Here is a 25,114-nt window from a genome sequence, read left to right as displayed (position 1 = left end):
CCCACCGCGGGTGGCGGGGGGCGCCCGCCGCTGCGCGCCCATGCCTGGTACTGAACCCCCCCCCCCCCCCCCCCCCCCCCCCCCCCCCCCGCTCCTACAACGGTTTGGCGGTGTTCATGTACTCCAGATTCTTGGAGCGACTGCCTCGCGGCCAAGCAGGGCCGGGCGCAGCAGCTTCCACAATTCAATCAACCAGGCCCGCGCATGCAGCGCTTCGTCGGCCAGGCAGCGGGCGACGATCAGCCCCGGCAACTGGCTCAGGTCGCCACGTACCGGAGAATGCTCAGCCCGTTCACGGCACCGCTCCAGCAGTTCTGCGTCAATTTCTCCGGTCACGATCAGCGTCGCGAACACCGGTTTGCCGTCCAGCCCGACTGGCGAATCCAGCAGCCCATCGCCCCCGGTAATGCGCTGGCGCTCATGCCACAACAGCCTGCCGTCGCGGCGAATGTCCAGGTGCGCCTGAAAGTGGCCCTGATCGAAACGCTCGCCACTGGCGGGCCGGCCGAGGGCCACCACGTCCCAGTAGACCAGCCGGGCATCGCCTTCAAGCTCGATGCGCGTGGTCAGTTCGGCCTTGGCCTGGCTGAAGACAATCGTCTCCTGCGGCAACCATTCCAGGGTTGCGCCTGCCGCGACCTTCAGCTCAAGTTGCTGATACGCAGGCCCCGCCGCGCGATACCACTTGGCCGCACCGGGGCTGGTCAGTTGCGCCCAGGCACCGGGGCCGACGCTGGCGCTGATGTCCAGACGGTCGCCCCCGGCAATACCGCCGGGCGGGTGCACGATGACGTGCTGGCACACCTCAGGCCCTTCGGCATACAGGTGTTTTTGCACCCGCAGCGGCCCCTTGTGGCGGCGCTCGACCGGCCGCGTGCTGTCGCCGAAACGGCCATAGCCCAGCGCCAGCTCGGCGTGCCAGCTGGGGGTGAACAGGGCGGTGTGGGCAGGAAGATTCATAGTCTCGATTATCGTTTTTCCAAGGCGTGTACCTTAGCCGATCGGCGCGTCAAATGGTCACCAGACCACGCACGCCTTCGGCTTCCATGTGCTCGCCACGGCCCTGCTGAATGATCTCGCCACGGGACATGACGATGTACTGGTCGGCCAGCTCGGCGGCAAAATCGTAGAACTGCTCGACCAGCAGAATCGCCATGTCGCCACGCTCGGCGAGCTTCTTGATGACGGCGCCGATTTCCTTGATGACCGACGGCTGAATACCTTCTGTAGGTTCATCGAGAATCAGCAGGCGAGGACGGCTGGCCAGTGCTCGGCCAATCGCCAGCTGTTGCTGCTGACCGCCGGAGAGGTCGCCGCCACGGCGGTGCTTCATCTGCAGCAGCACCGGGAACAGCTCGTAGATGAACGCGGGCACCTCCTTGGCTTCGGAGCCAGGGAAGCGGGACAGGCCCATTAGCAGGTTTTCCTCCACGGTCAGCCGCCCGAAAATCTCCCGTCCCTGTGGCACGTAGGCGATCCCCGATTGCACGCGCTGGTGAGGCTTGAAACCGGTGATCGGCTTGCCTTCCCACTGCACCGCACCTTCCTTGGCGGGCAGCAGGCCCATCAGGACCTTGAGCAAGGTGGTCTTGCCCACGCCGTTGCGACCCAGCAGGCAGGTGACTTCGCCGATTTTCACATCGAAAGACAGGCCGCGCAGGATGTGGCTGCCGCCGTAGAATTGATGAAGCTTTTCAACCTGGAGCATGGCTAATTACCCAGAAACTTGATTGGACCTGTAGGAGCGGGGGGGGGGGGGGGGGGGGGGGGGGGGGGGGGGGGGGATGGGGTGGGGGGCACACCACAACCGCGGGCGCCGCCCGCACCCCCCCCCGAACCCCCCCCCCTCCGCCCCCCCCCCCCCCCCCCCCCCCCCCCCCCCCCCCCCCCCCCCCCCCCACCAACAGCGACTGTCATCTGCCGAGATACACCTCGATCACCCGCTCATCGGCCTGCACTTCTTCCAGCGACCCTTCGGCCAGCACGCTGCCCTGGTGCAGCACGGTCACGTGGTCGGCGATGGTGCCGACGAAGCCCATGTCGTGCTCGACCACCATCAGCGAGTGCTTGCCCGCCAGGCTCTTGAACAGTTCGGCGGTGAATTCGGTTTCGGCGTCGGTCATGCCTGCCACCGGCTCGTCGAGGAGCAGCAATTGCGGGTCCTGGACCAGCAACATGCCGATCTCCAGAAACTGCTTCTGGCCGTGGGACAACAATCCCGCCGGACGCGAGCGCGAGATGCCCAGGCGGATCGTTTCCAGCACTTCGTCGATGCGGTCGCGCTGTTCGCCATTGAGCCGGGCCCGCAGGCTGGCCCACACCGATTTGTCGGTCTTCTGCGCCAGCTCCAGGTTCTCGAACACGCTCAAGGCTTCGAACACCGTGGGTTTCTGAAACTTGCGGCCGATGCCGGACTGGGCGATCTGCACCTCGCTCATGCGGGTCAGATCCAGCGTCTCGCCGAACCAGGCCTTGCCGTGGGAGGGGCGGGTCTTGCCGGTGATGACGTCCATCAGCGTGGTCTTGCCCGCGCCGTTGGGCCCGATGATGCAGCGCAGCTCGCCCACGCCGATGTACAGGTTCAGGTCGTTGAGCGCCTTGAAGCCGTCGAAGCTGACGCTGATGTCTTCCAGGGTCAGGATGGTGCCGTGCAGCGTGTTCAGGCCACGGCCTGCCGTCTGGCCAAGGCCGATGGCGTCGCGGCTGGTGCCGGCGTCGCTGTTGGGATCAAGCACCGGGTCGAAAGCCGGCGTTGGTGAACTCTTCATTGTTCTCCCCTTTTCTTGAGCAGGCCGATCACGCCCTTGGGCAGGTACAGCGTCACCACAATGAACAGCGCGCCGAGGAAGAACAGCCAGTATTCCGGGAAGGCCACGGTGAACCAGCTCTTCATGCCGTTGACCAGGCCTGCGCCCAGCAGCGGGCCAATCAGCGTGCCGCGCCCGCCCAAGGCGACCCACACGGCGGCTTCAATGGAGTTGGTCGGCGACATTTCGCTGGGGTTGATGATGCCCACTTGCGGCACGTACAGCGCACCCGCCAGGCCGCACAAGACAGCGCTCAGCACCCACACGAACAGCTTGAAGCCTCGCGGATCGTACCCGCAGAACATCAGGCGGTTCTCTGCATCACGCACGGCGGTCAGCACCCGGCCGAACTTGCTGCGCGCCAGGCGCCAGCCGACGAACAGGCTGCCGACCAGCAGGGCCACCGTGAGCAGAAACAGCACCGCCCGCGTGCCTTGGGAAGTGATGCTGAAGCCCAGGATGCTGCGGAAGTTGGTAAAGCCGTTGTTACCGCCAAAGCCGGTTTCGTTGCGGAAAAACAGCAACATACCGGCGAAGGTCAGGGCCTGGGTCATGATCGAGAAATACACGCCCTTGATCCGCGAGCGAAAGGCGAAGAAGCCGAACACCAGCGCCAGCAATCCCGGCGCCAGCACCACCAGGCACAGGGCCCAGAGGAAGTGCTGGGTGCCGACCCAGTACCAAGGCAGCTCGGTCCACGACAGGAAGGTCATGAAGGCCGGCAGGCTGTCGCCTGAGGCTTCGCGCATCAGGTACATGCCCATCGCGTAACCGCCCAGGGCGAAGAACAGGCCGTGGCCCAGCGACAGCAGGCCTGCGTAACCCCACACCAGGTCCAGCGCCAGGGCGACGATGGCGTAGCAGAGAATCTTGCCTACCAGCGTCAGGGTGTAGGCCGACACTTGCAGGCTATTGCCTTCGGGCAGCAGCGACAGCAGCGGCAGGGCGATCAGCAGGGCGAGGATGACCACGCCCACCGAGATCGTGACTTTGGTGCCAGCGCGTTGCGCGGCGGTAACCATCAATGGCTGGTTCATCAGTCGATCACCCGTCCTTTGAGCGCGAACAGCCCTTGCGGACGTTTCTGGATAAACAGAATGATCAGCGCCAGGATCAGGATCTTGCCCAGCACTGCGCCGATTTGCGGTTCGAGAATCTTGTTGGCGATGCCAAGGCCGAAGGCCGCCATCACGCTGCCGGCCAGTTGCCCGACACCGCCGAGCACCACCACCAGGAACGAGTCGATGATGTAGCTCTGGCCCAGGTCAGGGCCGACGTTGCCGATCTGGCTCAGGGCCACGCCACCCAGCCCGGCGATACCGGAGCCGAGCCCGAAGGCCATCATGTCGATACGCCCGGTGGGCACGCCGCAGCAGGCGGCCATGTTGCGGTTCTGGGTCACGGCGCGCACGTTCAGGCCCAGACGGGTCTTGTTCAGCAGCAGCCAGGTCAGCACCACCACGAACAGCGCGAAGCCAATGATGATGATCCGGTTGTACGGCAGCACCAGGTTCGGCAGCACCTGAATGCCACCGGACAGCCATTCGGGGTTGGCCACTTCGACGTTCTGCGCGCCGAACACCACGCGGATCAACTGGATCAGCATCAGGCTGATGCCCCAGGTGGCGAGCAGGGTTTCCAGCGGGCGGCCGTACAGGTGACGAATCACCGTGCGCTCCAGCGCCATGCCGATGCAGGCCGTTACGAAGAACGCCACCGGCAGCGCCACCAGCGGATACAGCTCCAGCGCACCCGGCGCGTAACGTTGAAACATCAGTTGCACGACATAGGTGGCGTAGGCGCCGAGCATCAGCATCTCGCCGTGGGCCATGTTGATGACGCCCAGCAGGCCAAAGGTGATCGCCAGCCCCAATGCTGCCAGCAGCAGGATCGAGCCCAGCGAAACGCCGCTGAACACCTGGCCCATCACCTCGCCGATCATCAGCTTGCGTTTGACCTGCGCCAGGCTGGTCTCGGCCGCGAGGCGCACGGTGGAGTCGGTTTCGACGTTGGGTTCGAGCAGGTTTTCAAGACGCGTGCGGGCCAGCGGGTCGCCGGTTTCACCCAGCAGACGCACGGCGGCCAGGCGCACGGTCGGACTGGTGTCGACCAGTTGCAGGTTGGCCAGCGCAAGGCTCAGAGCCGAGTGCACAGCATCGTCTTTTTCAGCGGCGACCTGCTGCATCAGTAGTTGCAGTTGGGCAGGGCGAGCGCTTTTTTGCAGGGTTTGGGCGGCGGCCAGACGCAGTCTGGCGTCGGCGGCGAGCAGTTGGTGACTGGCCAGCGCGGTTTCCACCAGACCGCGCAGGCGGTTGTTCAGGCTGATCGCTTGCGGCTCGTCAGGATTGGGCGCGTCGGCCAGTGCCGGGGCGGCTGGATCGACGGCGGTGAAGCTGTCGTCGCTGTTCTGGATGAAGGCGCGGTTGCTGCTGTCGGCGGCCACGCGGCCTTCCTGCAGGGCAACCAGCAGTTCAACGCGCGCCGGGTCGGGCTTGGCGGCCCAGGCTTCCAGCAGTTCAGCACGTTGAGAGGATTCGGCGGCGACAAAGTCACCGGCATCGCTGGCATGGGCTGCGAAAGGCAGCAGCAGGCACAGGGTAAGGATGAGGTGGTGGAGAGATCTGGGCATATCGTTTGGCCTTGGTGTCGGCGTCCTGTAGGAGCGCGCTTGCCCGCGACGGGGTGTGTCAGGCGACATCGATGACACAGACCCACCGCCGTCGCGGGCAAGCGCGCTCCTACAAGGGAATTGCGTCGAGTCGAGGGCGTGCCCCGACCCGACAGCGCGTTGCTTAGTTACTCTTCACCGCATAATCCGGCTTCTTGTCGTTACCCGGAATGAACGGGCTCCAAGGCTGGGCGCGCAGTGGCTCCTTGGTTTTCCAGACCACGTTGAACTGACCGTCGGCCTTGATCTCGCCGATCATCACCGGCTTGTGCAGGTGATGGTTGGTCTTGTCCATTTCCAGGGTGAAGCCCGACGGCGCGGCGAAAGTCTGGCCGGCCATGGCTTCGCGGACTTTATCCACATCGGTGGACTTGGCTTTCTCGACCGCCTGGGCCCACATGTGGATGCCCACGTAGGTGGCTTCCATCGGATCGTTGGTCACCGCCTTGTCGGCGTTCGGCAGGTTGTGCGCCTTGGCGTAGGCTTTCCAATCGGCGACGAACTTGGTGTTCACCGGATTCTTGACCGACTCGAAGTAGTTCCAGGCCGCCAGGTTGCCCACCAGCGGCTTGGTGTCGACGCCGCGCAGTTCTTCCTCGCCCACCGAGAAGGCCACCACCGGTACGTCGGTGGCTTTCAGGCCCTGGTTGCCCAGTTCCTTGTAGAAAGGCACGTTGGAATCGCCGTTGACGGTGGAGATCACAGCGGTCTTGCCGCCTGCCGAGAACTTCTTGATGTTGGCCACGATGGTCTGGTAATCGCTGTGGCCGAACGGGGTGTAGACCTCTTCGATGTCGCTGTCCTTCACGCCTTTGGAGTGCAGGAACGAGCGCAGAATCTTGTTGGTGGTGCGCGGGTAGACGTAGTCGGTGCCCAGCAGGAAGAAGCGCTTGGCCGCGCCGCCGTCTTCGCTCATCAGGTACTCGACCGCGGGAATCGCCTGCTGGTTAGGCGCAGCGCCGGTGTAGAACACGTTTGGCGACATTTCTTCGCCTTCGTATTGCACCGGGTAGAACAGCAGGCCGTTCAGCTCTTCGAAGACCGGCAATACCGATTTGCGCGACACCGAGGTCCAGCAACCGAACACCACCGAGACCTTGTCCTGGGTCAGCAACTGACGGGCCTTCTCGGCGAACAGCGGCCAGTTGGACGCAGGGTCTACCACCACCGCTTCCAGCTTCTTGCCATTGACGCCGCCCTTGGCGTTGATTTCGTCGATGGTCATCAGCGCCATGTCCTTGAGCGACGTCTCGGAGATGGCCATGGTGCCGGACAAAGAATGCAGAATGCCGACCTTGATGGTCTCGGCGGCCTGAACGGTCCAGGTCATGCCCATGGCGGCGATCGATGCGGACAAGGTGAACGCTTTAAGCAAACTGCGACGCTTCATTGGCTAGCTCCATTCTTCGATTTTTTGAAATGACGGCGGTTGGCGGTGCCGGGAGTTGAGGCTGAAGAGCTCATAGCAAAGGCTGGGCCAAGGCAGAAAATGCCGAAAAATCAAAGGGATTCGAAACCTTCAGGAGGCGGTTTGCACCAATGTGGGATCAGCAGGGGGCCGTGGTGCGCAGGTTGCGCCGATGTGGTGCGGGGAAGTTGACGAGGTCGACAGGATTTCGGCTGCACCACGGACCTGTAGGAGCGTGGCTTGTCCCGCGAACGGCGACGAAGTCGTCGCAATTCGGTTGATGCGGTGCGTCGGACGGAGTGCGGCGTCAGGTTTTACTGCCGGTACCCGGCAGGTCGCGGGCAAGCGCGCTCCTACAGGTCGTACACGCGGAGGTAAAAACAAGGGCGGGGCCTGAAACCGGAAATGAGGAGGAATTCATCACTAAACCACTCAAAAAGGTTCCAGGCCCCGCAGGACGCAATCTAAGCTGTTGCCGCCGTTTTGGCAAAGCGCGAAAGGGCTATCCGATCGAGCAGCCACACAGCCAGCATGGAAATCCCGACGAGCGGGAAGGCAACGCCCAAGACAATCATCACGATAGTCGCAATTTTCCAGCGTGGCAGATCATGACGCAGCGGCGGGACGCCAAAGCCGTTTTGCGGGCGGCGTTTCCACCAGATCACGATCCCGCTCACCGAGCTGAGCAGCACCATCAGGCAGATGAACAGGATGACCAACTGGTTGAACCAGCCAAACATCTTGCCCTCGTGCAGCATCACACCCAGCTCGGTGGCCCTGGATACCGTGCTGTAATCCTGATAGCGCACGTCGGCCAGCACCTTGCCGCTGTATTGGTCGATGTGCAGGGTGGCGTCGTTGCGCGGATCGTCGGCGAACACCGACACCGTGAATACACCGTCGGCGGTTTTCGGCGCGCTGATGCTGTAGCCGGGCTCGATCTTGCGTTCACTGGCGATGTCCACCACCCGTTGCAGGGTGACGACAGGGGCCGCCGGTGCGCTGGACATGCCGCCATGGTTCATGTGCTCGGCGTGATCACCCGAAGACACCGGCATCGGCGTGTTTTCCATGGCCCAGGGTACGGTCTGCACGGCGGCAGTGTTCAGATCGCCCGCCTGCCTGTCGGACTTGGGCACATCGTTCCACATCGCCGCCGGAAAGGTGTTCCAGACATCGGCGTAGACCTTGCCCCACATGCCGGTCCAGGTCATGCCACTGAGCAGCATGAACAGCAACGCCACCGAGCCCCAGAAACCGGTCACCGCATGCAGGTCACGCCACAGCACCCGTCCGCGCGCTGTAATGCGAGGCCACAATACGCCAGCCGGCGAGCGCCCCCGCGGCCACCACAGGTACAGGCCCGACACCACCAGCACGATGCCCCAGCCGGCTGCCAGCTCGACCAGCCGATCGCCAACCGTGCCGATCATCAGCTCGCCATGAATTTCACGGGCCATGGCCTGCAGGTTGTTCTTGGCATCCTGGGTGCCGAGGATCTTGCCGCTGTAGGGGTCGATGAACAGGTTGGTTTCGCGACCGTCCTGCTTGATCACGAACTGCGCGCTGCTTTCGGCGTTAATGGGCGGCAGGTATTTGCTGATCGGTGCCTGTGGATAAGCCGCGAGCACACGCTGTTGTTGCTCGTCGGCGCTGAGCATGTGATGCGCCGGCTTGACGGTGAGAAGATCGCTGTACATCAGCGAATCGAGCTGGGGCTTGAACAGGTACACCATGCCGGTCAGCGACAGCATGATCATGAAAGGGGCGACGAACAGGCCGGCATAGAAATGCCAGCGCCACGCCAGGTTATAGAACGACACGTTTGGTTTGGACATGATGCAACGCTCCCGTCAGGGAAGAACACGGCGCAGCGCGCGGGCACACGCAAGTGGCCAGCGGATACGGAATCTTTTTTCAGGGTTCAGGCGACGGATGCGAGTGGCGGGGCGCGGGTACGGGCGTTGGGAAAAATGTTGCGCTGGGCGTGGCCCTGTTGTGGGGCCGCGTTATAGAAATCGGCGGGTTTGGGCGGGATGGGGGCCGCCACTGCCAGGGTCTGGGTCAGCGCCGGGCAACTGAACAACAGGGTGCAATAACCGCACTTGGCCCAGATCACGTGGTCTGGGGCTGCAACATCAGGGGTGGTGGCGTGGTGCCCGCCGTGGTCTGCCGAGGCGACCTTCATTGGCGCAGCCATGTCCATGCCCGCCGACATCGACATCCCCGTGTGATGCTCCATCGGCATCGACTGGGAAATCAGCGGGCCGATGAAGATCATCAGCATGGCGAACAGGCTCAGCCAGGCCGCCGGCGTGTTGCGGGATGCTGGGGCGGACTGGGCGCGGATCGCGGGCACGGGTTTCATGGCGCTTCAGCTTCGACGGTCAAAAGCCATCAATGAACGTGGGCCGGAGCTGCGTCTGGTGCCTGTTTCTGCACCATGACATCGACGGTCACGTCGCCGGTTTTCTCGAAGTGCAGGGTCAGCGGGAATTTCTGCCCATCAACGAGCTTCGAGCGGTCCTTCAGATCCAGCAGCATGACGTGGTAAGCCATGGGCGCGAATGTCACCGCGCCGCCGGCCGGGATGTCCACCGTCTCGACTTGCTGCATCTTCATCAGGCCGTCTCTGTTCACGTGCTCGTGCAATTGAGCGGTGCCGGCAATGGGGCTGTCGACACCGGTCAGGCGATCGGCGTCGGGACCTGCATTGCTGATCACGAAATACGCCGCAACCGTGGGCGCATTCGGCGGCAGCTCCATCGACCAAGGGTGGGCGATAGCTAGATGGCCTTTTGCATACTCATGAGCATCAACATAGCAGGCCGGCATCAGCAGCGCTGCCAGCAACAGGAATTTTTTCAGCATGGGTGACCTCTCTCAATCCATTCAGATACGCGAAGTACGGCGTGAACGAACGATCAGACGCGAGGAGAGGCTCTGGGACTGAGGCTGGGCCACAGAATGCGGGGAGGCGCGTGGAAAACCACCAGCACATCCGGCAGACGAACGGGCTGCACGAAGGTCAGGAAACCGAGCTGGTTACCGGCCGGAACCGCCACCATCGTCAAGGCCCCGGAACAACACGGGCAATGCTGCATCACCCCGTGATCGGAACGGTCCGGCGCCTGCTGGTCGGCCGGCGCAATGTTCGTTGCCACCAGGCGCGGGCCATTGCTCGTACAGAAACTGCCCCACAACACCTGCTCACCCTGCGTACGCGGCATGGTCGGCGTCATGGGCATCGCCAACATCCCGAACAGGAGCGCAAAGCACGCAATCCAGGCAAAGGCCCGGCGCCGCTTGAAGCTCTGTAGGGATTGTTGTTGTGTGTTCATGTCGGCCATTTAGCCTGAATGATGGGGAGATGTAAAAAGACTGAGTGCGGCGTTATGTCGCGGGGGTTAGTGGGCTGGAACAGCATGCACCTGTATTTCGACCTTCAGCCATGATCCCATTGCTGCAAAAATGGCGGCGAGATTGTCCATGTTCGGGTTTCCACTGGAGGACAGCATGCGATGAAGACTCTTGCTCGGTTTGTCAGTCTCCCGGGCCAGCGCTTCAAAGCCCAGTGTTGCATTGACCAGATCACGGAGAATGATTCGGGCGACTTCCGGTTCGCCGTTGAGGAAAAGGGTGGCCGCCTCATCCAGAAGCCCCTGAGCAAATATGGGGTCCTGTTTGATTCTTTCGTTGATTGTCTCTTTGTAACTGCGGGTTAGGGCCATTAGACGCCTCGCTCCTGTCTTCGCTTTTCGGCTTTGTAGTCAGCTATCAGCAATCTGGCGCGCTTGATGTCGGTGGTCTGTCCCGACTTCGTGCCCCCGCCAAACAGGATGATCAGCCGCTTGCCTTCCTGAATCAGATAGATCCGGTACCCGGGTCCCCAATTGATTCGAAACTCCCCCAACCCATCGAACCATTTGATGTTTGAGGTATTGCCCGATTCGATCCGCGTCAACGCCGTGGCTATCTTGAGCGCTGCAGCCGGTGGCAGAGTAGAGAACCAATCCCGGAAAGGGCTTTTTTGATCTTTGGATAAGTATTCTTGAACAATGATCATTGGTGTAATGGTAACTCTTGCGTTACCTTTTCCGCCATCAGCTTTTTGGAAACAGATTGTCTCGCCGATCAGATCACGTCGTGCACTACATAGTTATCGCATTGCATATACAGCGTTGATCGCTTGCAATACCTCCCCAACACTCCTAAATTTCCGATCCACCCCCACCAACACCGGTCGCTTCAGCACCAGCACCGGCACTCCACGCTCCCGCGCGACGTCCAGTTTGGGTTCGGTGGCGCTGCTGCCGCTGTTCTTGCTGATCAGCACGTCTATATCGCGACGTTCGAACAACTCGCGCTCGTCCTCGATCCGGAAGGGTCCTCGCGCGCCGATGACTTCGCACCGCTCGTTGCCGGGGTAGGCGTCGAGGGCGCGCAGGGTCCAGAACTGGTGTTCGGGGATTTCGTGCAGGTGTTCCAGCGGCTCGCGGCCCAGGGTGAACAGGGGGCGTTTGAAGGGGGCGAGGGCGGAGATGAGTTCGGCCCAGTTGGCCACTTCACGCCAGTCGTCATCCGGGCCTGCCTGCCACGCGGGGCGACGCAAGGCCCAGCAGGGAATACCCGTGAGTTTTGCGGCAGTCGCTGCGTTGAAGCTGATCTGCGCGGCGTAGGGATGAGTCGCGTCGAGGATCAGACTGATCCCTTCGTCATGTACGAATTGCGCCAAGCCTTCGGCGCCGCCATACCCGCCGACCCGCACCTGGCATTGCAGATCAGACGGCACCCGGCCTACACCTGCCAGGCTGTAGACGTGTTCAGGCCCCAGGGTTCGGGCGATGGCGAGCGCTTCGGTCACGCCGCCCAGCAACAAGATGCGTTTCATGTGAAGGCTCCTGCGTGGCCGACGATGCCGCCCTGACGGTCGATGGCGAAGACTTCCACCTGCACTTGGGCGGGCACCACGCTGCGGGCGAAATCCAGCGCATGCCGGCACACCGCATCCCCTAGCGGCACGCCGGCCTTCGAGGCCATGGCCAGCGCCTGTTGGCTCGTGTTGGCTTCTCGAATGTCTTGTTGCAGCCCGGCATCCGCGCCTACATCTGCCGCCCATTGCGCCAATTGTTCAAGGTCGATGCTGGAGTGGCGGCTGTGCAGGTCCATGTGGCCGGCGGCCAGTTTGCTGATCTTGCCGAAGCCGCCGCACAGGCTGAGTTTATCCACAGGCACTTTGCGCAGGTGCTTTAGCACGGCGCCGACAAAGTCGCCCATCTCGATCAGGGCGATGTCGGGGAACTGGTAGACCCGGCGCATGGTGTCTTCGCTGGCGTTGCCGGTGCAGGCGGCGATGTGCTGGTAGCCGTTGGTCCTGGCCACATCGATGCCCTGGTGAATCGAGGCGATGTAGGCCGCGCAGGAGAAGGGCCGCACGATGCCGCTGGTGCCGAGAATCGACAGCCCGCCAAGAATGCCAAGGCGCGGGTTCATGGTCTTGAGCGCCAGCTCGCCGCCGTTGTCCACGCAGACCGTCACTTCGAAGCCACCTGCATAGCCTCGTTCGGTGGCAAGTGCCGTCAGGTGTTCGGTCATCATTCGCCGAGGCACCGGGTTGATCGCCGGTTCCCCCACGCCCAGCACCAGGCCTGGCCGGGTTACGGTGCCCACGCCCGGGCCTGCGACAAAACGCACGCCGGGTTCGGATATCAAGCGCACCTGGGAATACAGCAGCGCGCCGTGGGTGACGTCCGGGTCATCGCCGGCATCCTTGATCGTGCCGGCCTCGGCGCCGCTCGGCAGTGGGCGGCAGAACTCCAGGCGCATCGTCACCTGCTTGCCCTTGGGCAGGGTGATCTCGATGGCATCGTTGGTCTCGTCCGCCAGCAACAGGCGCGCCGCAGCCAGCGAGGTCGCCGTGGCGCAACTGCCTGTGGTCAGCCCGCTGCGCAGGGGCGCGGGTTGTTCGGCGGTTTCTTCGCGCATCAAGGTTTGATCGCTTCGAGCAGGGTGATGGGCAGCGCCTGACGCCAGGTGTCGAACTTGCCCAGTGGCTTGGAATGCGCAAGGTGCACGCGGGTCAGTTCACCGCCATGGGCTTCGCGCCAGTTGACCAGCATCGCTTCGCTTTGCAGGGTGACGGCGTTGGCCACCAGCCGCCCGCCCGGGCGCAACTGTTGCCAGCAAGTGTCCAGCACGCCAGCGCGGGTCACGCCGCCGCCGATGAAAATCGCATCCGGGTGCTCCAGCCCTTCAAGGGCATCTGGCGCCCGACCGCGCACCAGTTGCAGGCCGGGCACGCCCAGCGCGTCGCGGTTGAATTCGATCAGTTGCTGACGCTCTTCATTGGCCTCGATGGCCACGGCGCGGCAGGTCGGGTGAGCGCGCATCCACTCGATGCCGATGGAACCGCAACCCGCACCGACATCCCACAGCAACTGTCCGGGAACCGGAGCGAGGCGGGCCAGCGTAATTGCGCGTACATCGCGTTTGGTCAACTGGCCGTCATGGCGAAAGGCGTCATCCGGCAGGCCGCCCAGGGGCGACAGGCGCAGGGTGTCGGGCGCGGCGCGGCAGTCGATGGCGACCAGGTTCAGCGCCGCAATCTCCGGGTTCGACCATTCCTTGGCGATGCCCTCGATACGCCGCTCGGACGGGCCTCCGAGGTGCTCCAGCACCGTCATATGACTGGGGCCGAATCCGCGATTACGCAGCAGGGCGGCAATCGCAGCGGGGCTCGTGCCGTCATTGCTCAACACCAGAAGGCGCAAGCCGTGATGCAGTTGCGCATTCAGCGCCGCCAACGGGCGAGCCACCACAGACAACGTCACCACATCCTGCAACGCCCAGCCCAACCGCGCGGCGGCCAGGGAATAGGAAGAGGGCGCAGGAATCACCCGCATCTGCTCCACCGGGACCTGGCGCGACAGACTCACGCCTACGCCGTAGAGCATTGGGTCGCCGCTGGCGATCACACAGACCGGCTGCCCCCGCAGCTCCAGCACGGAGTGCAGGGAAAACGGACTCGGCCACTGGTGCCGCTCGGCCTGAATACAAGGCGGCAGCAGCTCCAGCTGGCGCGAACTGCCAAACACCTGCCGGGCCTGCAACAACGCATGCCGGGCATTCCTGCCCAACCCCTTGAAGCCGTCCTCACCGATTCCCACGACTGTCAGCCACGGCGACATGTATTGCCCTCAACCTGAATCTGCCACAGGCCGGTCTGGGTGGCCTGTGGATAAGGTCGGCATGATACCGCGCCAAAGGCCCCGTTTTGTAAGGCTTTATGAAGCAGCTTGTGGGGCGTTTCCGAAAGTTGCGTAAGCGCGCCGTTTTAAGCCCTCTGTGTAATGACAGGCTCTAAACCATGAATCTATCGTCCGGTCATTCGTGCCGACGATCAGGTTGATCCTTCCATGTTTGGACCTTATGCCTTCATCAATGACCGCTCGCAAAACCTGTCCGGCTACAGGGACAGCGTGCTGCTCAGAGGTCACGCCCGGACCAAGTTCGATCAGCTCAACGCCCATCTGGGCCTAGGGCTCAATGTTCTGCCGGGGGAGCTGATTATCTTGGGGGACGAATCGACCAGCATGTGCACGCCCCACGAGCAACAGTTGATGTCCTACGCCCGGGATGTGCGCCAGACGTTAATGCCGAGCAATGCCGCCAGTTCCCGTGTCGCGGTCCAGAACTATGACTTTTTGCAGAACATCATGACCTACGGCTCTATAGGCGTTGGCAGCGTGACCTCGGGATGGGCGACGCACCTGAACGCTGTTCAGGACACGTTGAAAGAGATCAACGGGACCTACCAGAAGTGGCGCTCCGGCGTTTTCACCAAGGATCAGTTCGTGGCCCATCGGCAGAAGCTGTTCACGGTACTCGATGGGCAACTGCGGGGCATCGGACGCTGGGGTACTGGACTGAGAAACAACTCGACGATCAAGAAGATGCTCGGGATTTCCAGCAAGCGCTACTGGGCGAACGGAGAACTTCGCGATTACGCCGAGAATCTTAAGCGCATTAATAACGTTGCGCGCAACTTGAGCGCAGGAACGTTGGTCGGGGTCACGCTGGATCTGGGCGCAGGTGCAATGGAAATCTCCGAGGCGTGTTCCTCCGGGCGTGAGCAGGAATGCACGAGGGCCAAGTTTGTGGAGGTGGGGAAGATGATGGTGGGCATACCAGCGTCGATGGCCGGTGGCAGGATTGGTGAAAGAGCCTTTGCACAACTGTGTCTACGGCTAGCGGGGCCCAGTCGTGGGGCAAGTATCGCTGTATGCGGGATCGCTGGCGCGGCAGTTGGTGGGTGGGGCAGCGGAAGCGCAGGCTCTTCAAGCGGAGGCATGATGGGGACAATGCTCTATGAGCTGTTGGGAGATGAATAAAGACTTCCTGCGCTGGATACTTTTTGGAGACACGCTGTTGTTACTGTTCAGTTGTGCGGTGTCGTTGTACGTTCAGTGGAAAGTCCTTCCCAAAGTCGAGCAGCAACTTGAAAACTGCAGGATTGTGACGGACGCCAAAGCGTTCTGGGGGACAGGACTACATGGTTGGAGCCATCGGTATGTCATGGTCAATCTGGCGCTTACATCCACTCGTTTGCTTGAAAGGAAGGGGCTGATCGACATCAATGAGGTCAACAACATTTCCAAAGCTCATCGGCGATGGATCTGCATACCTATGCGAGTAGACGGAGTTACCCTCGCCGTGCTGTTGTTCCTCTATTCTCTAGACAAATTCTGCTGATAGCCACACGTAGACGGCCACCCGACCAACCGCCTTTTCATGCCCGGCGTCAAAGCAGGCATAATATGGCGCTTTCCAGCCCGTCCCTGTCAGGTGATCCCTTGTCCGAGCCGTTGTCCGCTCGCCCGTCTGCTACGCCTCTGCGCCCTTCGGCTTGTCCGGGGTTGTTGCGTATCGTGCCGGCGCTGGATGGCGGGATCTGCCGGATCAAGTTGCCGGGCGGTGTGATCACGGCCAAGCAGGCGTTGGCGGTGGCCGATGCTGCCGAGGGTTTTGCCGGCGGTGTGATCGAGGCGACCAATCGGGGCAATCTGCAGATTCGGGGTATCGGGGCCGATCATGACGGCTTGATCGCAGCCCTGCTCGATGCGGGCCTGGGGCCGAAAAATCCTGCCAGCGACGACGTGCGCAACCTGATGTTCAGCCCTGCCGCCGGCGTTGATCCGCAGCAGTTGTTCGATGCTCGGCCGCTTGCTGCGCAGATTCTGCACTCGCTGGAAAATCACCCCCGGTTCCACGAGCTGTCGCCCAAGTTCGCCCTGTCGCTGGACGCAGGCGAGGGCCTGGCGATGCTCGAACACCCGCACGATTTGTGGCTGTCTGCATTACAGGTCGAGGGCAATACGCTATTGGGCTTCGGCTTGGCCGGTTGTCCTGCCAGGGGGGCGCCGCTGGCGGCAGTGCCGGTTGCGGCAGGCCATGAGCTGGTGGTCGCTGTGCTTGAGCTGTTCCTTGACCGTGCCCGGCCCGATCAGGCGCGGGTGCGGCATCTGTTGCAGGAAATGCCCGTCGCGCAGTTGCTTGCGGATCTGGCATCGCGGCTGTCTGTGCCGCTGATGACCGGCCCTGCCATCACCACCCGCAAGCGAGTGCGCAACAAGGCGAACGCTCACATCGGCGTTTACCCTCAAGTGCAGGCCCGTCTGACCTGTGTCGGCGGTGTCGTGCCTTTAGGGCGCCTGACGCCGTCCATGTTGCGCAGTGCCGCAAGGCTTGCCGAGGAACTGGGCGATGGCGCGCTGGTGATGACCCCTTGGCAGAGTCTGATACTGCGCAATGTGCCCATGGATCGCGCCGCACTTGCGCTGGAAGGTTTGGATCGCGCAGGCCTGTTGGTCGATGCCGGCCAGGCCCTGGCGCAGGTGATCGCCTGTACCGGTTCCGCTGCGTGCGCAAAGGGCCTGGCCGACACCAAGGCCGACGCGCTGCAACTGGCCGACTGTCTGCAACGACATTCGGTGGTCCGGGCTGTACACCTTTCCGGTTGCGAGCGCTCCTGCGCCGCTGCCCATACCGCGTCGATCACCCTGCTTGCGGTGAGCGCCGGGCGTTACGACCTTTATTTTCACCACGCAGACGCGCCGGGTTTCGGCCAGTTGCGTGGGCGAGACCTCACTATTGAAGCAGTCGGTGCGTTGTTGACCGCCGACTCACGGAGCAACACCGATGATTGATTACATCCGCGACGGCCAGGAGATCTATCGCAACTCCTTCGCGATCATTCGCGCCGAAGCCAACCTCGACAGGATCCCGGCCGATCTGGAAAAGCTCGCCGTGCGGGTGATTCACGCCTGCGGCATGGTCGATGCGGTCGACGGCTTGCGGTTCTCCCTTGGCGCAGGCACGGCGGGGCGCAACGCGCTGGCCGCCGGCGCGCCGATCCTGTGTGACGCGCACATGGTTGCCGAGGGCGTGACCCGGGCACGGCTGCCGGCCAACAATCAGGTGATCTGCACCCTCAAGAACGAAGGCGTGCCGGCGCTCGCCCAGAAGCTGGGCAACACCCGTTCGGCGGCGGCGCTGGAGCTGTGGCGCCCGCATCTGGAAGGTGCGGTGGTAGTGATCGGCAACGCGCCGACGGCGCTGTTCTACCTGCTGGAAATGATCGACGCCGGTGCGCCCAAGCCCGCGCTGATTCTGGGCTTCCCAGTGGGCTTTGTCGGCGCGGCCGAGTCCAAGGACATGCTCGCTGCCGACAGCCGTGGCGTGCCGTACGTCATCATGCAGGGCCGTCGCGGCGGCAGCGCGATGGCGGCTGCGGCGGTCAACGCACTGGCCACGGAGGTCGAATGATGCAGGCTCGTGGTCGTCTGATCGGGTTGGGCGTCGGGCCCGGGGATCCGGAACTCATTACCGTCAAGGCGCTGCGCCTGTTGCGCGAGTCGCCGGTGGTGGCCTACTTCGTCGCCAAGGGCAAGAAAGGCAACGCCTTCGGCATCATCGAAGGACACTTGCAGGACGCGCAAACCCTGATGCCGCTGGTGTACCCGGTCACCACCGAGGTGTTGCCCGAGCCCATGTCCTACGAGCAGATCATCAGTGATTTCTACGACACCGCCAGCCTGGACGTGGCCGCGCACCTGGATGCCGGGCGCGACGTGGCGGTGATCTGCGAAGGCGATCCGTTCTTCTACGGCTCCTACATGTACCTGCATGATCGCCTCGCCGAGCGCTACGAGGCCCAGGTGATTCCGGGCGTCTGCTCGATGCTGGGTGGCGCTTCGGTGCTCGGAGCGCCGCTGGTGTATCGCAACCAGAGCCTGTCGGTGCTGTCTGGCGTGCTCTCGGCTGACGAACTCAAGCGCAAGCTGGTGGACGCCGATGCTGCGGTCATCATGAAGCTGGGGCGCAACCTGCCCAAGGTGCGTCAGGTGCTGGTGGAAACCGGCCTTGCCGAGCGCGCGCTGTACGTGGAACGCGCGACCATGAGCAATCAGAAGATCGTGCCGCTGGCCGAGGTCGATCCGACGTCTTCGCCCTACTTCTCGCTGATCATCGTTCCCGGTGAAAGGTGGCAGGGCTGATGGGGGCTTCGAACATGAGAGCGCCGGCTATCGTCATTCTGGGCAAGGGCGCGCTGGCGACGGCGCGACGGATTCAGCAGATCTACCCACAGGCGTTGATTCACGGCCTCGCCGAACGCGTCGAAGGGGCGGATCGCAGTTATGCCGATTTCGGTGCAACCCTGCGCCAGTTGTACCAGCAGGACACGCCGATCATCGCCCTGTGCGCGGCGGGCATCGTCATTCGTACCCTGGCGCCGGTGTTGCTGGAGAAGGGCGCCGAGCCGCCGGTGCTGGCCGTGGCCGAAGATGGTAGCGCCGTGGTGCCGCTGCTCGGCGGGCTGGGCGGGGTCAATGTCATGGCCCGGGAAATCGGCGCAGGGCTGGATACTGCGCCAGCCATTACCACCAGCGGAGAGTTGCGCTTTGGCACCTGCCTGCTCAACCCTCCGGCCGGCTACGCGCTGGGCGATCTGGAACTGGGCAAGCGCTTCGTTTCCGATCTGCTGTCTGGCGAGAGCGTGCGCATCGAAGGTGCTGCACCGTGGCTGGCCCAGGCGCAACTGCCTGAAAGCGATCAGGCGCAACTGGCGATTCACGTGGGCTACGCCGAGCGCGAGCCCTCAGCCCATGAGCTGCTGATCTACCCGCGCAATGTGCTGGTGGCGGTGGACGGCACGCTGGAGAACCTGGCGCAGGTGGTCCGGGCCACCCTGCACGATTCACGCATCGCCGTGCAGGCGCTCGCCTGCCTGCTGGCGAGCGAGCAGCACATGGCCGACCCGGCATTGCGCGCTGCGGCTGAAGACTTGGGCGTGCCTGTGCGCTTCACCGCTGCGGCATCGGCGAGCGAGATGGCGCAGCAAGCTTTGCCGCAGTTGCTGTTGCCGATCACGCCGGTCGAAGGCATTGCGATTGCCGTCGCGCAACAGCCGCTGGACATCGAGCGGATCGGACGCCCTCGTGGGCGACTGGCCGTTATCGGCCTGGGCCCGGGTGCTACCGAGTTCATGATTCCTGCGGTCAAGGCTGAACTGGCCCGCGCCAATGACGTACTGGGTTACGAAACCTATGTGCGCATGGCCGGACCTTTCCGCCCGGACCAGGTGCTGCATTGCACCGACAACCGCGAAGAGATGCAGCGCGCCCGGCACGCCTTCGAACTGGCTGCCCAAGGTCGTTCGGTGGTGGTGGTATCGTCCGGGGACCCCGGGGTATTCGCCATGGCCGCTGCAGTGCTCGAAGCGCTGCATGAATCAGACAACCCGCAATGGCACACAGTGGATCTGGAGATATTGCCCGGCGTTTCAGCATCGCTGGCAACGGCCGCTCAGGCGGGCGCACCGCTGGGGCACGACTTCTGCGTGATGTCGCTCTCGGACAATCTCAAGCCCTGGGACATCATCGAAAAACGTCTGGACCTGGCCTGTCAGGCTGACCTGGCGCTGGCCTTCTACAACCCGATTTCCCGCTCTCGCCCTTGGCAACTGGGCCGTGCGCTGGAAATCGTGCGTCAGCATCGCTCCCCTGAAACACCCGTGACGCTGGGGCGTGACATCGGTCGTCCGGGCCAGACGCTACGGGTCGTCACCCTGGGTGAGCTCACGCCGGAGATGGTCGACATGCGCACCATGGTCTTGGTGGGGTCCTCGCTGACCTGCGTGTTCCCCCGCGCCAACGGCACTGCGTGGGTCTACACGCCAAGGTGGTACGGCGTCAAGCCTGCGAAGTGATGTCAGCCCGGCAGCAGGTAGCCCTTGATGCCGGTAAAGATGATCTGCGCGGCCAGGGCACAGACGAACAGCCCCATCAATCGGCTGACGATCTGCAGGCCCTGGTCGCCCAGGATTCGCTCGATGCTGTTGGACAGGTACAGCACCACGCCAACGGTGAAGCTGGCCAGGGCAATGCTGACGATCGCCGTGAGCTTGTCATCCCAGTGCGGCTGGCTGACACCCATGACCAGCAAGGCGCCGATGGTGCCGGGGCCGACAGTGATCGGGATGGTCAGGGGGACGATGGCGACATCCTGTTGCACATTGTCGGTCTGAACTCCTGATTTGCCCTGGGCCATGCCCAGCGCCGAAATGAACAGCACACTGCCCGCGCCGATGCGGAAGGCATCAGCGGTGATGCCGAACACGCCGAAGATCACTCGCCCGAACAGGTACAGCAGCACGCTGGACACCAGCGTCGCGAAGGCGATCTTCCAGGCCAGGTACCGGCGTTCCTTGCGCGAATAACCGCGGCTCAGGCTGATGAAGCAGGAGAGGACGAAGAACGGGCTATAGAGCACCAGCATCTTCAGGTAAACGCTGAACAGCACATGCAGCATGGTATCGGCTCTTGGCGGCAGACTCGGGACGGGGCAAGTCTATCAGGCGCCGCGCTTGAGGGCGGTGTCAGTTTTGCTGGTAGCGGTCCTGGTCATCCGAGGCGATGCCTGCCTGCTGCAGGGCTCGCTGCTCGACCCAGTATTCGACCAGCTCGCGCAGTTGCGACAGTTCGACCGGTTTGGACATGTGCCCATCCATGCCTGACTGACGGGCGCGATCCTTGTGCTCGGCCAGGATGTGCGCGGTCAACGCCACCACCGGCGTGCGCACCCGCTGGTTGCCCATCTCCCAGGCGCGCAGCTGCTGGGTCGCCGAGAAGCCGTCGAGGATCGGCATTTCGCAGTCCATCAGCACCAGGTCATAGCGCTGGGCCTTCATGGCGCGCAAGGCTTCCTCGCCATTGCTGGCGGTGTCGGGTTGCAGGTTGAGCTTGCCCAGCATGCCGCGAATCACCTTGGTGGAGATGCTGTTGTCTTCGGCCACCAGAATGCGGAAGTCGCTGGGCACGTCGATTTCGGGGATCAGGTTCGGTGCCGGCGGAAACGGCGCCTGGCCTTTGTTGCGCTGGTTCAGTTCGTCGGCCAGGGTGGTCTTGAGGGTGTAGCCCGCCACCGGTTTGGCCAGGATCCGCTTGACCCCGGCGTTGCGCGCGATGACCTTGCTCGGCGCATTGCTGATGCCGGTGAGCATGATCAGCAGGATGTCATGATTAAGGCTCGGGTCTTCCTTGATCTTGGCGGCCAGCTGCATGCCGGTCATGCCGGGCATGTTCTGGTCGAGCAGGACAATGTCGAAGTAGTCACGCAGGTGCGCCTTGGTGCGCAACAGCGCCAGCGCTTCTTTGCCCGATGGCACGGCGCTGACGTTCAGACCCCAGGCGCTGCACTGCTGCACGAGCACCTTGCGACAGGTGTCGTTGTCGTCGACCACCAGCACCCGCGCGCCCTTGAGCGGGCTGTCCAGATCCGACGGCGGCTGTTCGAGGCGCTCCGGGTCCAGCGGCAGGCTCAGCCACAGGGTGCTGCCCTGATTGCTGCCGCTCTGGATGCCGAACTCGCCATTCATCAACAGGATCAACTGGCGGGCGATCACCAGGCCCAGGTGTCCGCCCACCTTGCTGGCAGCCAGGAAATTCTTGCTGTGCAGTTCGGCGTGCAGCAGCGCATCGCGTTCCTTGGGCGTCAGCGGCGTGCCGCTGTCCTGCACGGCGATGCGCAGCCGGGGTTTGCCGCCCCGCGAGTCGAGCGCCACCACCAGCAGGATTTCGCCCTCGTCGGTCTTCTTCAGGGCGTTTTCCAGAAGACTCAGCAGCGTCTGGCGCAGGCGCGTAGGGTCGCCGCTGATGACCCGAGGTACCTGCGGCTGGATGAAACTGATCAGCTCCACGCTCTGCTGCTCGGCCTTGGCGCGAAAGATGTTCAGGCAGTCTTCGATCATCGCGTTGAGGTCGAACTGTACGTCGTCCAGTTCGATCTGCCCGGATTCGAGCTTGGTGATGTCGAGAATTTCGTTGATCAGCGTCAGCAGTTCATTGCCGGCGCTGTGAATGGTCTGCACATAGTCGCGCTGCTTGACCGACAACGGGGTGCCCAGCAGCAGCTCGGTCATGCCCAGCACCCCGTTCATGGGGGTGCGGATTTCGTGGCTGATCTTGGCCAGGAACTCGGCCTTGGCGTTGATCTCGGCGGTGCTGGCGGCAAGCTCGCGGCTGATGCTGAAGTTGTCTTCGGTGATGCTGCGATGCCGTTCGCTCAGGGCGATGCTCATCAGCAGCCCGCACAGGCAGAACATGCCCAGCACCGCGATGATGAGGGTCTGCGCGGCAATGGTGGTCAGCCAGAGCATGGCGGGCAGGATCACCAGATTGCCCATGTTGAAGACGATCATGGCGATGACGAACGGACGCGCCGGCGCATAGCCTTTTTGCAGGTGGTAAATCGACACCAGCGTGATGGTCAGCGTCGTCAGGGCCACCAGCAGGAACGTCAGGATGTTCAGCGGCAGGGTGTTGACGAACAGCACCAGCAGCCCGCCAAAGCCGACCACCAGCAGCACGCTCATCAGCAATCGGTTGAGCGACTCGACCCCCCGCTGAATGAAGAAACAGTAGGTGTAGATCAGGCCCGTGGCGGCCGCGAGCAACAGAGCCAGGTGCGCGCTCGGGGTTTGTGCCAGGTGCCAGTGGGGCAGCCAGGGCGCCTGCAGGTTAAGCAGCAACAGCGCGCTGAGGCCAAGAAACGCTTCGCAGGCGGCAAGCCACAGGCTGCTGACCGAGCGTGACTGGGCGTAGCGGGTGATGTTCTGCACGATCAGCATGATCAGCGAACCGAAGAACAACCCCAGCAAAAGCGGGCGACGCTCATCGGCGGCAACATCCACGGCTGCTTCCAGCGAGATGTTGGGGCGCAGTTCCTGTTCGGACTTGAGCCGCAGATACAGATCCAGCGGCCGCTCGCTCTGGGGCACGGGCAGCAGGAAGTCGATGGAAGGCAAGGGTTGCGCGGCGCGCGGGACCTTGTTGCCGGAGCGCGAATGGTCGACGAGGTTTTCGCCGTCCAGCACGTACATGTCCACCGTGGCCAGGTCAGGGGCGAAGATGCGCACCAGTTGTTCGTGGTCGGTGGGGGCGAGGCGGTAATGCAGCCACAACGCGGAGTCGCGATTGATGGCGCGAACCTGGTCGAGTTCGACCGGGCTGAACTGGGAATCGTAATGGGGGGAGCGAATGTCGCTGAGCTGAAGGTTGGCCTGATCGTCGACAAGCGTCGACCAGCCTGCACTGACCTCGGCGTTTGCCGTGGGTACACAGAGCAGTGTCATCATCGTGATGATCAAACAAGTGGCAATCCTGAGCCAGCGCACGGCGAAATCCCTTCGTGAATGAAGCCAGTTTACTCTGGGGCGGCACAGGATGATCGGGCAGCCATCCAGTGGATGACTGCCCGGCCTGGACTTACTCCAGATGTTCGCCGCGTTCCCGGGCAATGGCACGGTAGCCAATGTCCTTGCGGTAGAAACAGCCTTGCCAGTCAATTTTTGCAGCCAGTTCGTACGCGTGTTTCTGTGCATCGCCTACGCTGTCGCCCAGCGCGGTCGCACAGAGCACACGACCACCGGAAGTGACCACCTGGCCATCTTTCAGTGCGGTACCGGCGTGGAACACCTTGCCCGGCAGGCTCGCTGCTGCGTCCAGGCCGTCGATAGCCGCGCCCTTGGCGTAGTCGCCAGGGTAACCGCCGGCGGCCAGCACGATGCCCAGGCTCGGACGCGGATCCCACTGGGCTTCCACTTTATCCAGAGCTTGCGCCAATGCAGCCTCGACCAGCAAGACCAGGCTCGATTGCAGGCGCAGCATCACCGGTTGGGTTTCCGGATCGCCGAAGCGGCAGTTGAACTCGATGACCTTCGGGTTCCCGGCCTTGTCGATCATCAGACCAGCATAGAGGAAACCGGTATAAACGTTACCTTCCTCGGCCATGCCCCGGACAGTCGGCCAGATGACCTGGTCCATCACGCGCTGGTGCACGTCGGCAGTGACTACTGGCGCCGGGGAGTAGGCACCCATGCCGCCGGTGTTCGGGCCGCTGTCGCCGTCGCCGACGCGCTTGTGGTCCTGGCTGGTGGCCATTGGCAGTACGTTCTTGCCGTCGACCATGACAATGAAGCTGGCTTCTTCGCCGTCGAGGAACTCCTCGATGACCACGCGCGAACCGGCATCACCGAAGGCGTTGCCAGCGAGCATGTCGCGCACGGCTTCTTCGGCTTCGGCCAGGGTCATGGCGACGATCACGCCTTTACCGGCAGCCAGGCCGTCGGCCTTGATGACGATCGGTGCGCCTTTCTCTTGCAGGTAGGCCAGGGCCGGCTCGATCTCGGTGAAGTTCTGGTAGTCGGCAGTCGGGATCTTGTGACGCGCCAGGAAGTCCTTGGTGAAGGCTTTCGAACCTTCCAGCTGTGCAGCGCCCTTGGTCGGACCGAAGCAGTCCAGGCCACGGGAGCGGAACAGGTCGACCACGCCCGCCACCAGCGGCACTTCGGGGCCGACGATGGTCAGCGAAACGTTCTTCTCGGCGAAGTCGGCCAGTTGCTCAAGGGCCAGCACGTCGATGGCGACGTTCTCGCACTTGGCTTCGATCGCGGTGCCGGCGTTGCCAGGCGCGACGAAAACCTTCTGCACGCGAGGATCCTGCGCGACCTTCCAGGCCAGCGCGTGTTCACGGCCACCGCTGCCGATGATGAGTACGTTCATGTCTAAAACCTCGATGACGCTAATTCTGTATGCAGCATCAAAGCTGCTTTTCTGTGGGAGCGAGCTTGCTCGCGAAGGCGGTGTGTCAGGCGACGTTGATATCAATCGCAGA

The 25,114-nt window shown here is 63.0% G+C and carries 24 protein-coding genes; 6 read left to right on the top strand and 18 right to left on the bottom strand.

Annotated elements, in window-relative coordinates:
- Positions 1 to 114: 114 nt before the first annotated feature.
- The 15 genes from ACIPOO_RS07300 to cbiE form a co-directional block, all read right to left on the bottom strand.
- On the bottom strand, positions 115 to 960 hold the full coding sequence (locus ACIPOO_RS07300) for an urease accessory protein UreD (protein WP_400605495.1): 846 nt from the start codon (positions 958 to 960) through the stop codon (positions 115 to 117).
- A 49-nt stretch (positions 961 to 1,009) separates the two neighbouring features.
- Positions 1,010 to 1,708 (bottom strand): urea ABC transporter ATP-binding subunit UrtE, encoded by a 699-nt coding sequence (urtE, locus tag ACIPOO_RS07295; RefSeq protein ID WP_400605492.1) that lies wholly within the window; start codon positions 1,706 to 1,708, stop codon positions 1,010 to 1,012.
- A 205-nt stretch (positions 1,709 to 1,913) separates the two neighbouring features.
- A complete protein-coding gene (urtD, locus tag ACIPOO_RS07290) occupies positions 1,914 to 2,768 on the bottom strand; it encodes an urea ABC transporter ATP-binding protein UrtD (protein ID WP_400605489.1) in 855 nt (284 codons plus the stop codon).
- On the bottom strand, positions 2,765 to 3,844 hold the full coding sequence (urtC, locus tag ACIPOO_RS07285; RefSeq protein WP_400605487.1) for an urea ABC transporter permease subunit UrtC: 1,080 nt from the start codon (positions 3,842 to 3,844) through the stop codon (positions 2,765 to 2,767). Before urtC ends, urtD begins: the two co-directional genes overlap by 4 nt.
- Entirely contained in the window at positions 3,844 to 5,436 is a 1,593-nt protein-coding gene (gene urtB, locus ACIPOO_RS07280) for an urea ABC transporter permease subunit UrtB (protein ID WP_400605484.1), read from the bottom strand. Before urtB ends, urtC begins: the two co-directional genes overlap by 1 nt.
- 163 nt (positions 5,437 to 5,599) lie before the next feature.
- On the bottom strand, positions 5,600 to 6,865 hold the full coding sequence (gene urtA / locus ACIPOO_RS07275; protein ID WP_274136251.1) for an urea ABC transporter substrate-binding protein: 1,266 nt from the start codon (positions 6,863 to 6,865) through the stop codon (positions 5,600 to 5,602).
- A gap of 482 nt (positions 6,866 to 7,347) precedes the next feature.
- On the bottom strand, positions 7,348 to 8,721 hold the full coding sequence (locus ACIPOO_RS07270) for a PepSY-associated TM helix domain-containing protein (protein WP_400605481.1): 1,374 nt from the start codon (positions 8,719 to 8,721) through the stop codon (positions 7,348 to 7,350).
- 86 nt (positions 8,722 to 8,807) lie between these two features.
- Positions 8,808 to 9,242 (bottom strand): DUF2946 domain-containing protein, encoded by a 435-nt coding sequence (locus ACIPOO_RS07265; protein ID WP_400606325.1) that lies wholly within the window; start codon positions 9,240 to 9,242, stop codon positions 8,808 to 8,810.
- A 38-nt stretch (positions 9,243 to 9,280) separates the two neighbouring features.
- Positions 9,281 to 9,754: a copper chaperone PCu(A)C gene (locus ACIPOO_RS07260; RefSeq protein ID WP_274136253.1), complete on the bottom strand. Its 474-nt coding sequence runs from the start codon at positions 9,752 to 9,754 to the stop codon at positions 9,281 to 9,283.
- A 53-nt stretch (positions 9,755 to 9,807) separates the two neighbouring features.
- A complete protein-coding gene (locus tag ACIPOO_RS07255) occupies positions 9,808 to 10,233 on the bottom strand; it encodes a DUF2946 domain-containing protein (protein WP_400605479.1) in 426 nt (141 codons plus the stop codon).
- 57 nt (positions 10,234 to 10,290) lie between these two features.
- Entirely contained in the window at positions 10,291 to 10,614 is a 324-nt protein-coding gene (locus ACIPOO_RS07250) for a DNA-binding protein (protein ID WP_400605477.1), read from the bottom strand.
- Entirely contained in the window at positions 10,614 to 10,949 is a 336-nt protein-coding gene (locus tag ACIPOO_RS07245; protein WP_274136255.1) for a type II toxin-antitoxin system RelE/ParE family toxin, read from the bottom strand. Before ACIPOO_RS07245 ends, ACIPOO_RS07250 begins: the two co-directional genes overlap by 1 nt.
- A 93-nt stretch (positions 10,950 to 11,042) precedes the next feature.
- The gene (locus ACIPOO_RS07240) at positions 11,043 to 11,774 is read right to left on the bottom strand and encodes a cobalt-precorrin-6A reductase (protein WP_400605476.1); all 732 of its coding nucleotides are present in this window, start codon (positions 11,772 to 11,774) and stop codon (positions 11,043 to 11,045) included.
- Positions 11,771 to 12,868 (bottom strand): cobalt-precorrin-5B (C(1))-methyltransferase, encoded by a 1,098-nt coding sequence (locus tag ACIPOO_RS07235; RefSeq protein WP_400605475.1) that lies wholly within the window; start codon positions 12,866 to 12,868, stop codon positions 11,771 to 11,773. Before ACIPOO_RS07235 ends, ACIPOO_RS07240 begins: the two co-directional genes overlap by 4 nt.
- Positions 12,868 to 14,070 carry a precorrin-6y C5,15-methyltransferase (decarboxylating) subunit CbiE gene (gene cbiE, locus ACIPOO_RS07230; protein WP_400605474.1) on the bottom strand — a complete coding sequence of 401 codons (1,203 nt, stop codon included), beginning with the start codon at positions 14,068 to 14,070 and terminating at the stop codon, positions 12,868 to 12,870. Before cbiE ends, ACIPOO_RS07235 begins: the two co-directional genes overlap by 1 nt.
- Positions 14,071 to 14,298: 228 nt before the next feature.
- Here cbiE and ACIPOO_RS07225 point away from each other — a divergent pair, with 228 nt between their 5' ends.
- From ACIPOO_RS07225 to cobJ, 6 genes are all read left to right on the top strand, one after another.
- The gene (locus tag ACIPOO_RS07225; RefSeq protein WP_400605472.1) at positions 14,299 to 15,273 is read left to right on the top strand and encodes a hypothetical protein; all 975 of its coding nucleotides are present in this window, start codon (positions 14,299 to 14,301) and stop codon (positions 15,271 to 15,273) included.
- The gene (locus ACIPOO_RS07220; RefSeq protein ID WP_400605470.1) at positions 15,266 to 15,634 is read left to right on the top strand and encodes a hypothetical protein; all 369 of its coding nucleotides are present in this window, start codon (positions 15,266 to 15,268) and stop codon (positions 15,632 to 15,634) included. Before ACIPOO_RS07225 ends, ACIPOO_RS07220 begins: the two co-directional genes overlap by 8 nt.
- A 101-nt stretch (positions 15,635 to 15,735) precedes the next feature.
- Complete coding sequence (gene cobG, locus ACIPOO_RS07215; protein ID WP_400605468.1) at positions 15,736 to 17,088, top strand: precorrin-3B synthase; 1,353 nt, start codon at positions 15,736 to 15,738, stop codon at positions 17,086 to 17,088.
- Entirely contained in the window at positions 17,081 to 17,707 is a 627-nt protein-coding gene (locus ACIPOO_RS07210) for a precorrin-8X methylmutase (RefSeq protein WP_400605466.1), read from the top strand. Before cobG ends, ACIPOO_RS07210 begins: the two co-directional genes overlap by 8 nt.
- Positions 17,704 to 18,438: a precorrin-2 C(20)-methyltransferase gene (locus ACIPOO_RS07205; protein ID WP_400605464.1), complete on the top strand. Its 735-nt coding sequence runs from the start codon at positions 17,704 to 17,706 to the stop codon at positions 18,436 to 18,438. The genes ACIPOO_RS07210 and ACIPOO_RS07205 overlap by 4 nt, the downstream gene beginning before the upstream one ends.
- A 14-nt stretch (positions 18,439 to 18,452) precedes the next feature.
- Positions 18,453 to 20,150 carry a precorrin-3B C(17)-methyltransferase gene (gene cobJ / locus ACIPOO_RS07200; protein WP_400605462.1) on the top strand — a complete coding sequence of 566 codons (1,698 nt, stop codon included), beginning with the start codon at positions 18,453 to 18,455 and terminating at the stop codon, positions 20,148 to 20,150.
- Between the two features lie 2 nt (positions 20,151 to 20,152).
- On the opposite strand, the gene ACIPOO_RS07195 is transcribed toward cobJ, so the two are convergent.
- From ACIPOO_RS07195 to purD, 3 genes are all read right to left on the bottom strand, one after another.
- The gene (locus ACIPOO_RS07195) at positions 20,153 to 20,752 is read right to left on the bottom strand and encodes a MarC family protein (protein WP_274134073.1); all 600 of its coding nucleotides are present in this window, start codon (positions 20,750 to 20,752) and stop codon (positions 20,153 to 20,155) included.
- Positions 20,753 to 20,819: 67 nt separating this feature from the next.
- On the bottom strand, positions 20,820 to 23,615 hold the full coding sequence (locus ACIPOO_RS07190) for a hybrid sensor histidine kinase/response regulator (RefSeq protein WP_274134074.1): 2,796 nt from the start codon (positions 23,613 to 23,615) through the stop codon (positions 20,820 to 20,822).
- A 91-nt stretch (positions 23,616 to 23,706) separates the two neighbouring features.
- Entirely contained in the window at positions 23,707 to 25,002 is a 1,296-nt protein-coding gene (gene purD / locus ACIPOO_RS07185) for a phosphoribosylamine--glycine ligase (RefSeq protein WP_400605459.1), read from the bottom strand.
- Positions 25,003 to 25,114 lie beyond the last annotated feature (112 nt).

This window comes from Pseudomonas sp. NPDC090201, assembly GCF_044746825.1.
GTDB lineage: Bacteria > Pseudomonadota > Gammaproteobacteria > Pseudomonadales > Pseudomonadaceae > Aquipseudomonas > Aquipseudomonas putida_AD.
Note: the sequence above shows the minus strand (reverse complement) of the source record. Positions and strands in the feature narration are given on the sequence as shown.

Bases quoted from the DNA above. Each gene is read 5' to 3' on its own strand.
- ACIPOO_RS07245 (WP_274136255.1), bottom strand. From the start codon at position 10,949: ATGATCATTGTTCAAGAATACTTATCCAAAGATCAAAAAAGCCCTTTC.
- ACIPOO_RS07195 (WP_274134073.1), bottom strand. From the start codon at position 20,752: ATGCTGCATGTGCTGTTCAGCGTTTACCTGAAGATGCTGGTGCTCTAT.
- urtE (WP_400605492.1), bottom strand. From the start codon at position 1,708: ATGCTCCAGGTTGAAAAGCTTCATCAATTCTACGGCGGCAGCCACATC.
- ACIPOO_RS07205 (WP_400605464.1), top strand. From the start codon at position 17,704: ATGATGCAGGCTCGTGGTCGTCTGATCGGGTTGGGCGTCGGGCCCGGG.
- cobJ (WP_400605462.1), top strand. From the start codon at position 18,453: ATGAGAGCGCCGGCTATCGTCATTCTGGGCAAGGGCGCGCTGGCGACG.
- purD (WP_400605459.1), bottom strand. From the start codon at position 25,002: ATGAACGTACTCATCATCGGCAGCGGTGGCCGTGAACACGCGCTGGCC.
- ACIPOO_RS07260 (WP_274136253.1), bottom strand. From the start codon at position 9,754: ATGCTGAAAAAATTCCTGTTGCTGGCAGCGCTGCTGATGCCGGCCTGC.
- ACIPOO_RS07255 (WP_400605479.1), bottom strand. From the start codon at position 10,233: ATGGCCGACATGAACACACAACAACAATCCCTACAGAGCTTCAAGCGG.
- urtD (WP_400605489.1), bottom strand. From the start codon at position 2,768: ATGAAGAGTTCACCAACGCCGGCTTTCGACCCGGTGCTTGATCCCAAC.
- urtC (WP_400605487.1), bottom strand. From the start codon at position 3,844: ATGAACCAGCCATTGATGGTTACCGCCGCGCAACGCGCTGGCACCAAA.
- ACIPOO_RS07220 (WP_400605470.1), top strand. From the start codon at position 15,266: ATGAATAAAGACTTCCTGCGCTGGATACTTTTTGGAGACACGCTGTTG.
- urtA (WP_274136251.1), bottom strand. From the start codon at position 6,865: ATGAAGCGTCGCAGTTTGCTTAAAGCGTTCACCTTGTCCGCATCGATC.
- cbiE (WP_400605474.1), bottom strand. From the start codon at position 14,070: ATGTCGCCGTGGCTGACAGTCGTGGGAATCGGTGAGGACGGCTTCAAG.
- urtB (WP_400605484.1), bottom strand. From the start codon at position 5,436: ATGCCCAGATCTCTCCACCACCTCATCCTTACCCTGTGCCTGCTGCTG.
- ACIPOO_RS07250 (WP_400605477.1), bottom strand. From the start codon at position 10,614: ATGGCCCTAACCCGCAGTTACAAAGAGACAATCAACGAAAGAATCAAA.
- ACIPOO_RS07240 (WP_400605476.1), bottom strand. From the start codon at position 11,774: ATGAAACGCATCTTGTTGCTGGGCGGCGTGACCGAAGCGCTCGCCATC.
- ACIPOO_RS07300 (WP_400605495.1), bottom strand. From the start codon at position 960: ATGAATCTTCCTGCCCACACCGCCCTGTTCACCCCCAGCTGGCACGCC.
- ACIPOO_RS07270 (WP_400605481.1), bottom strand. From the start codon at position 8,721: ATGTCCAAACCAAACGTGTCGTTCTATAACCTGGCGTGGCGCTGGCAT.
- ACIPOO_RS07235 (WP_400605475.1), bottom strand. From the start codon at position 12,868: ATGCGCGAAGAAACCGCCGAACAACCCGCGCCCCTGCGCAGCGGGCTG.
- ACIPOO_RS07225 (WP_400605472.1), top strand. From the start codon at position 14,299: ATGTTTGGACCTTATGCCTTCATCAATGACCGCTCGCAAAACCTGTCC.
- ACIPOO_RS07210 (WP_400605466.1), top strand. From the start codon at position 17,081: ATGATTGATTACATCCGCGACGGCCAGGAGATCTATCGCAACTCCTTC.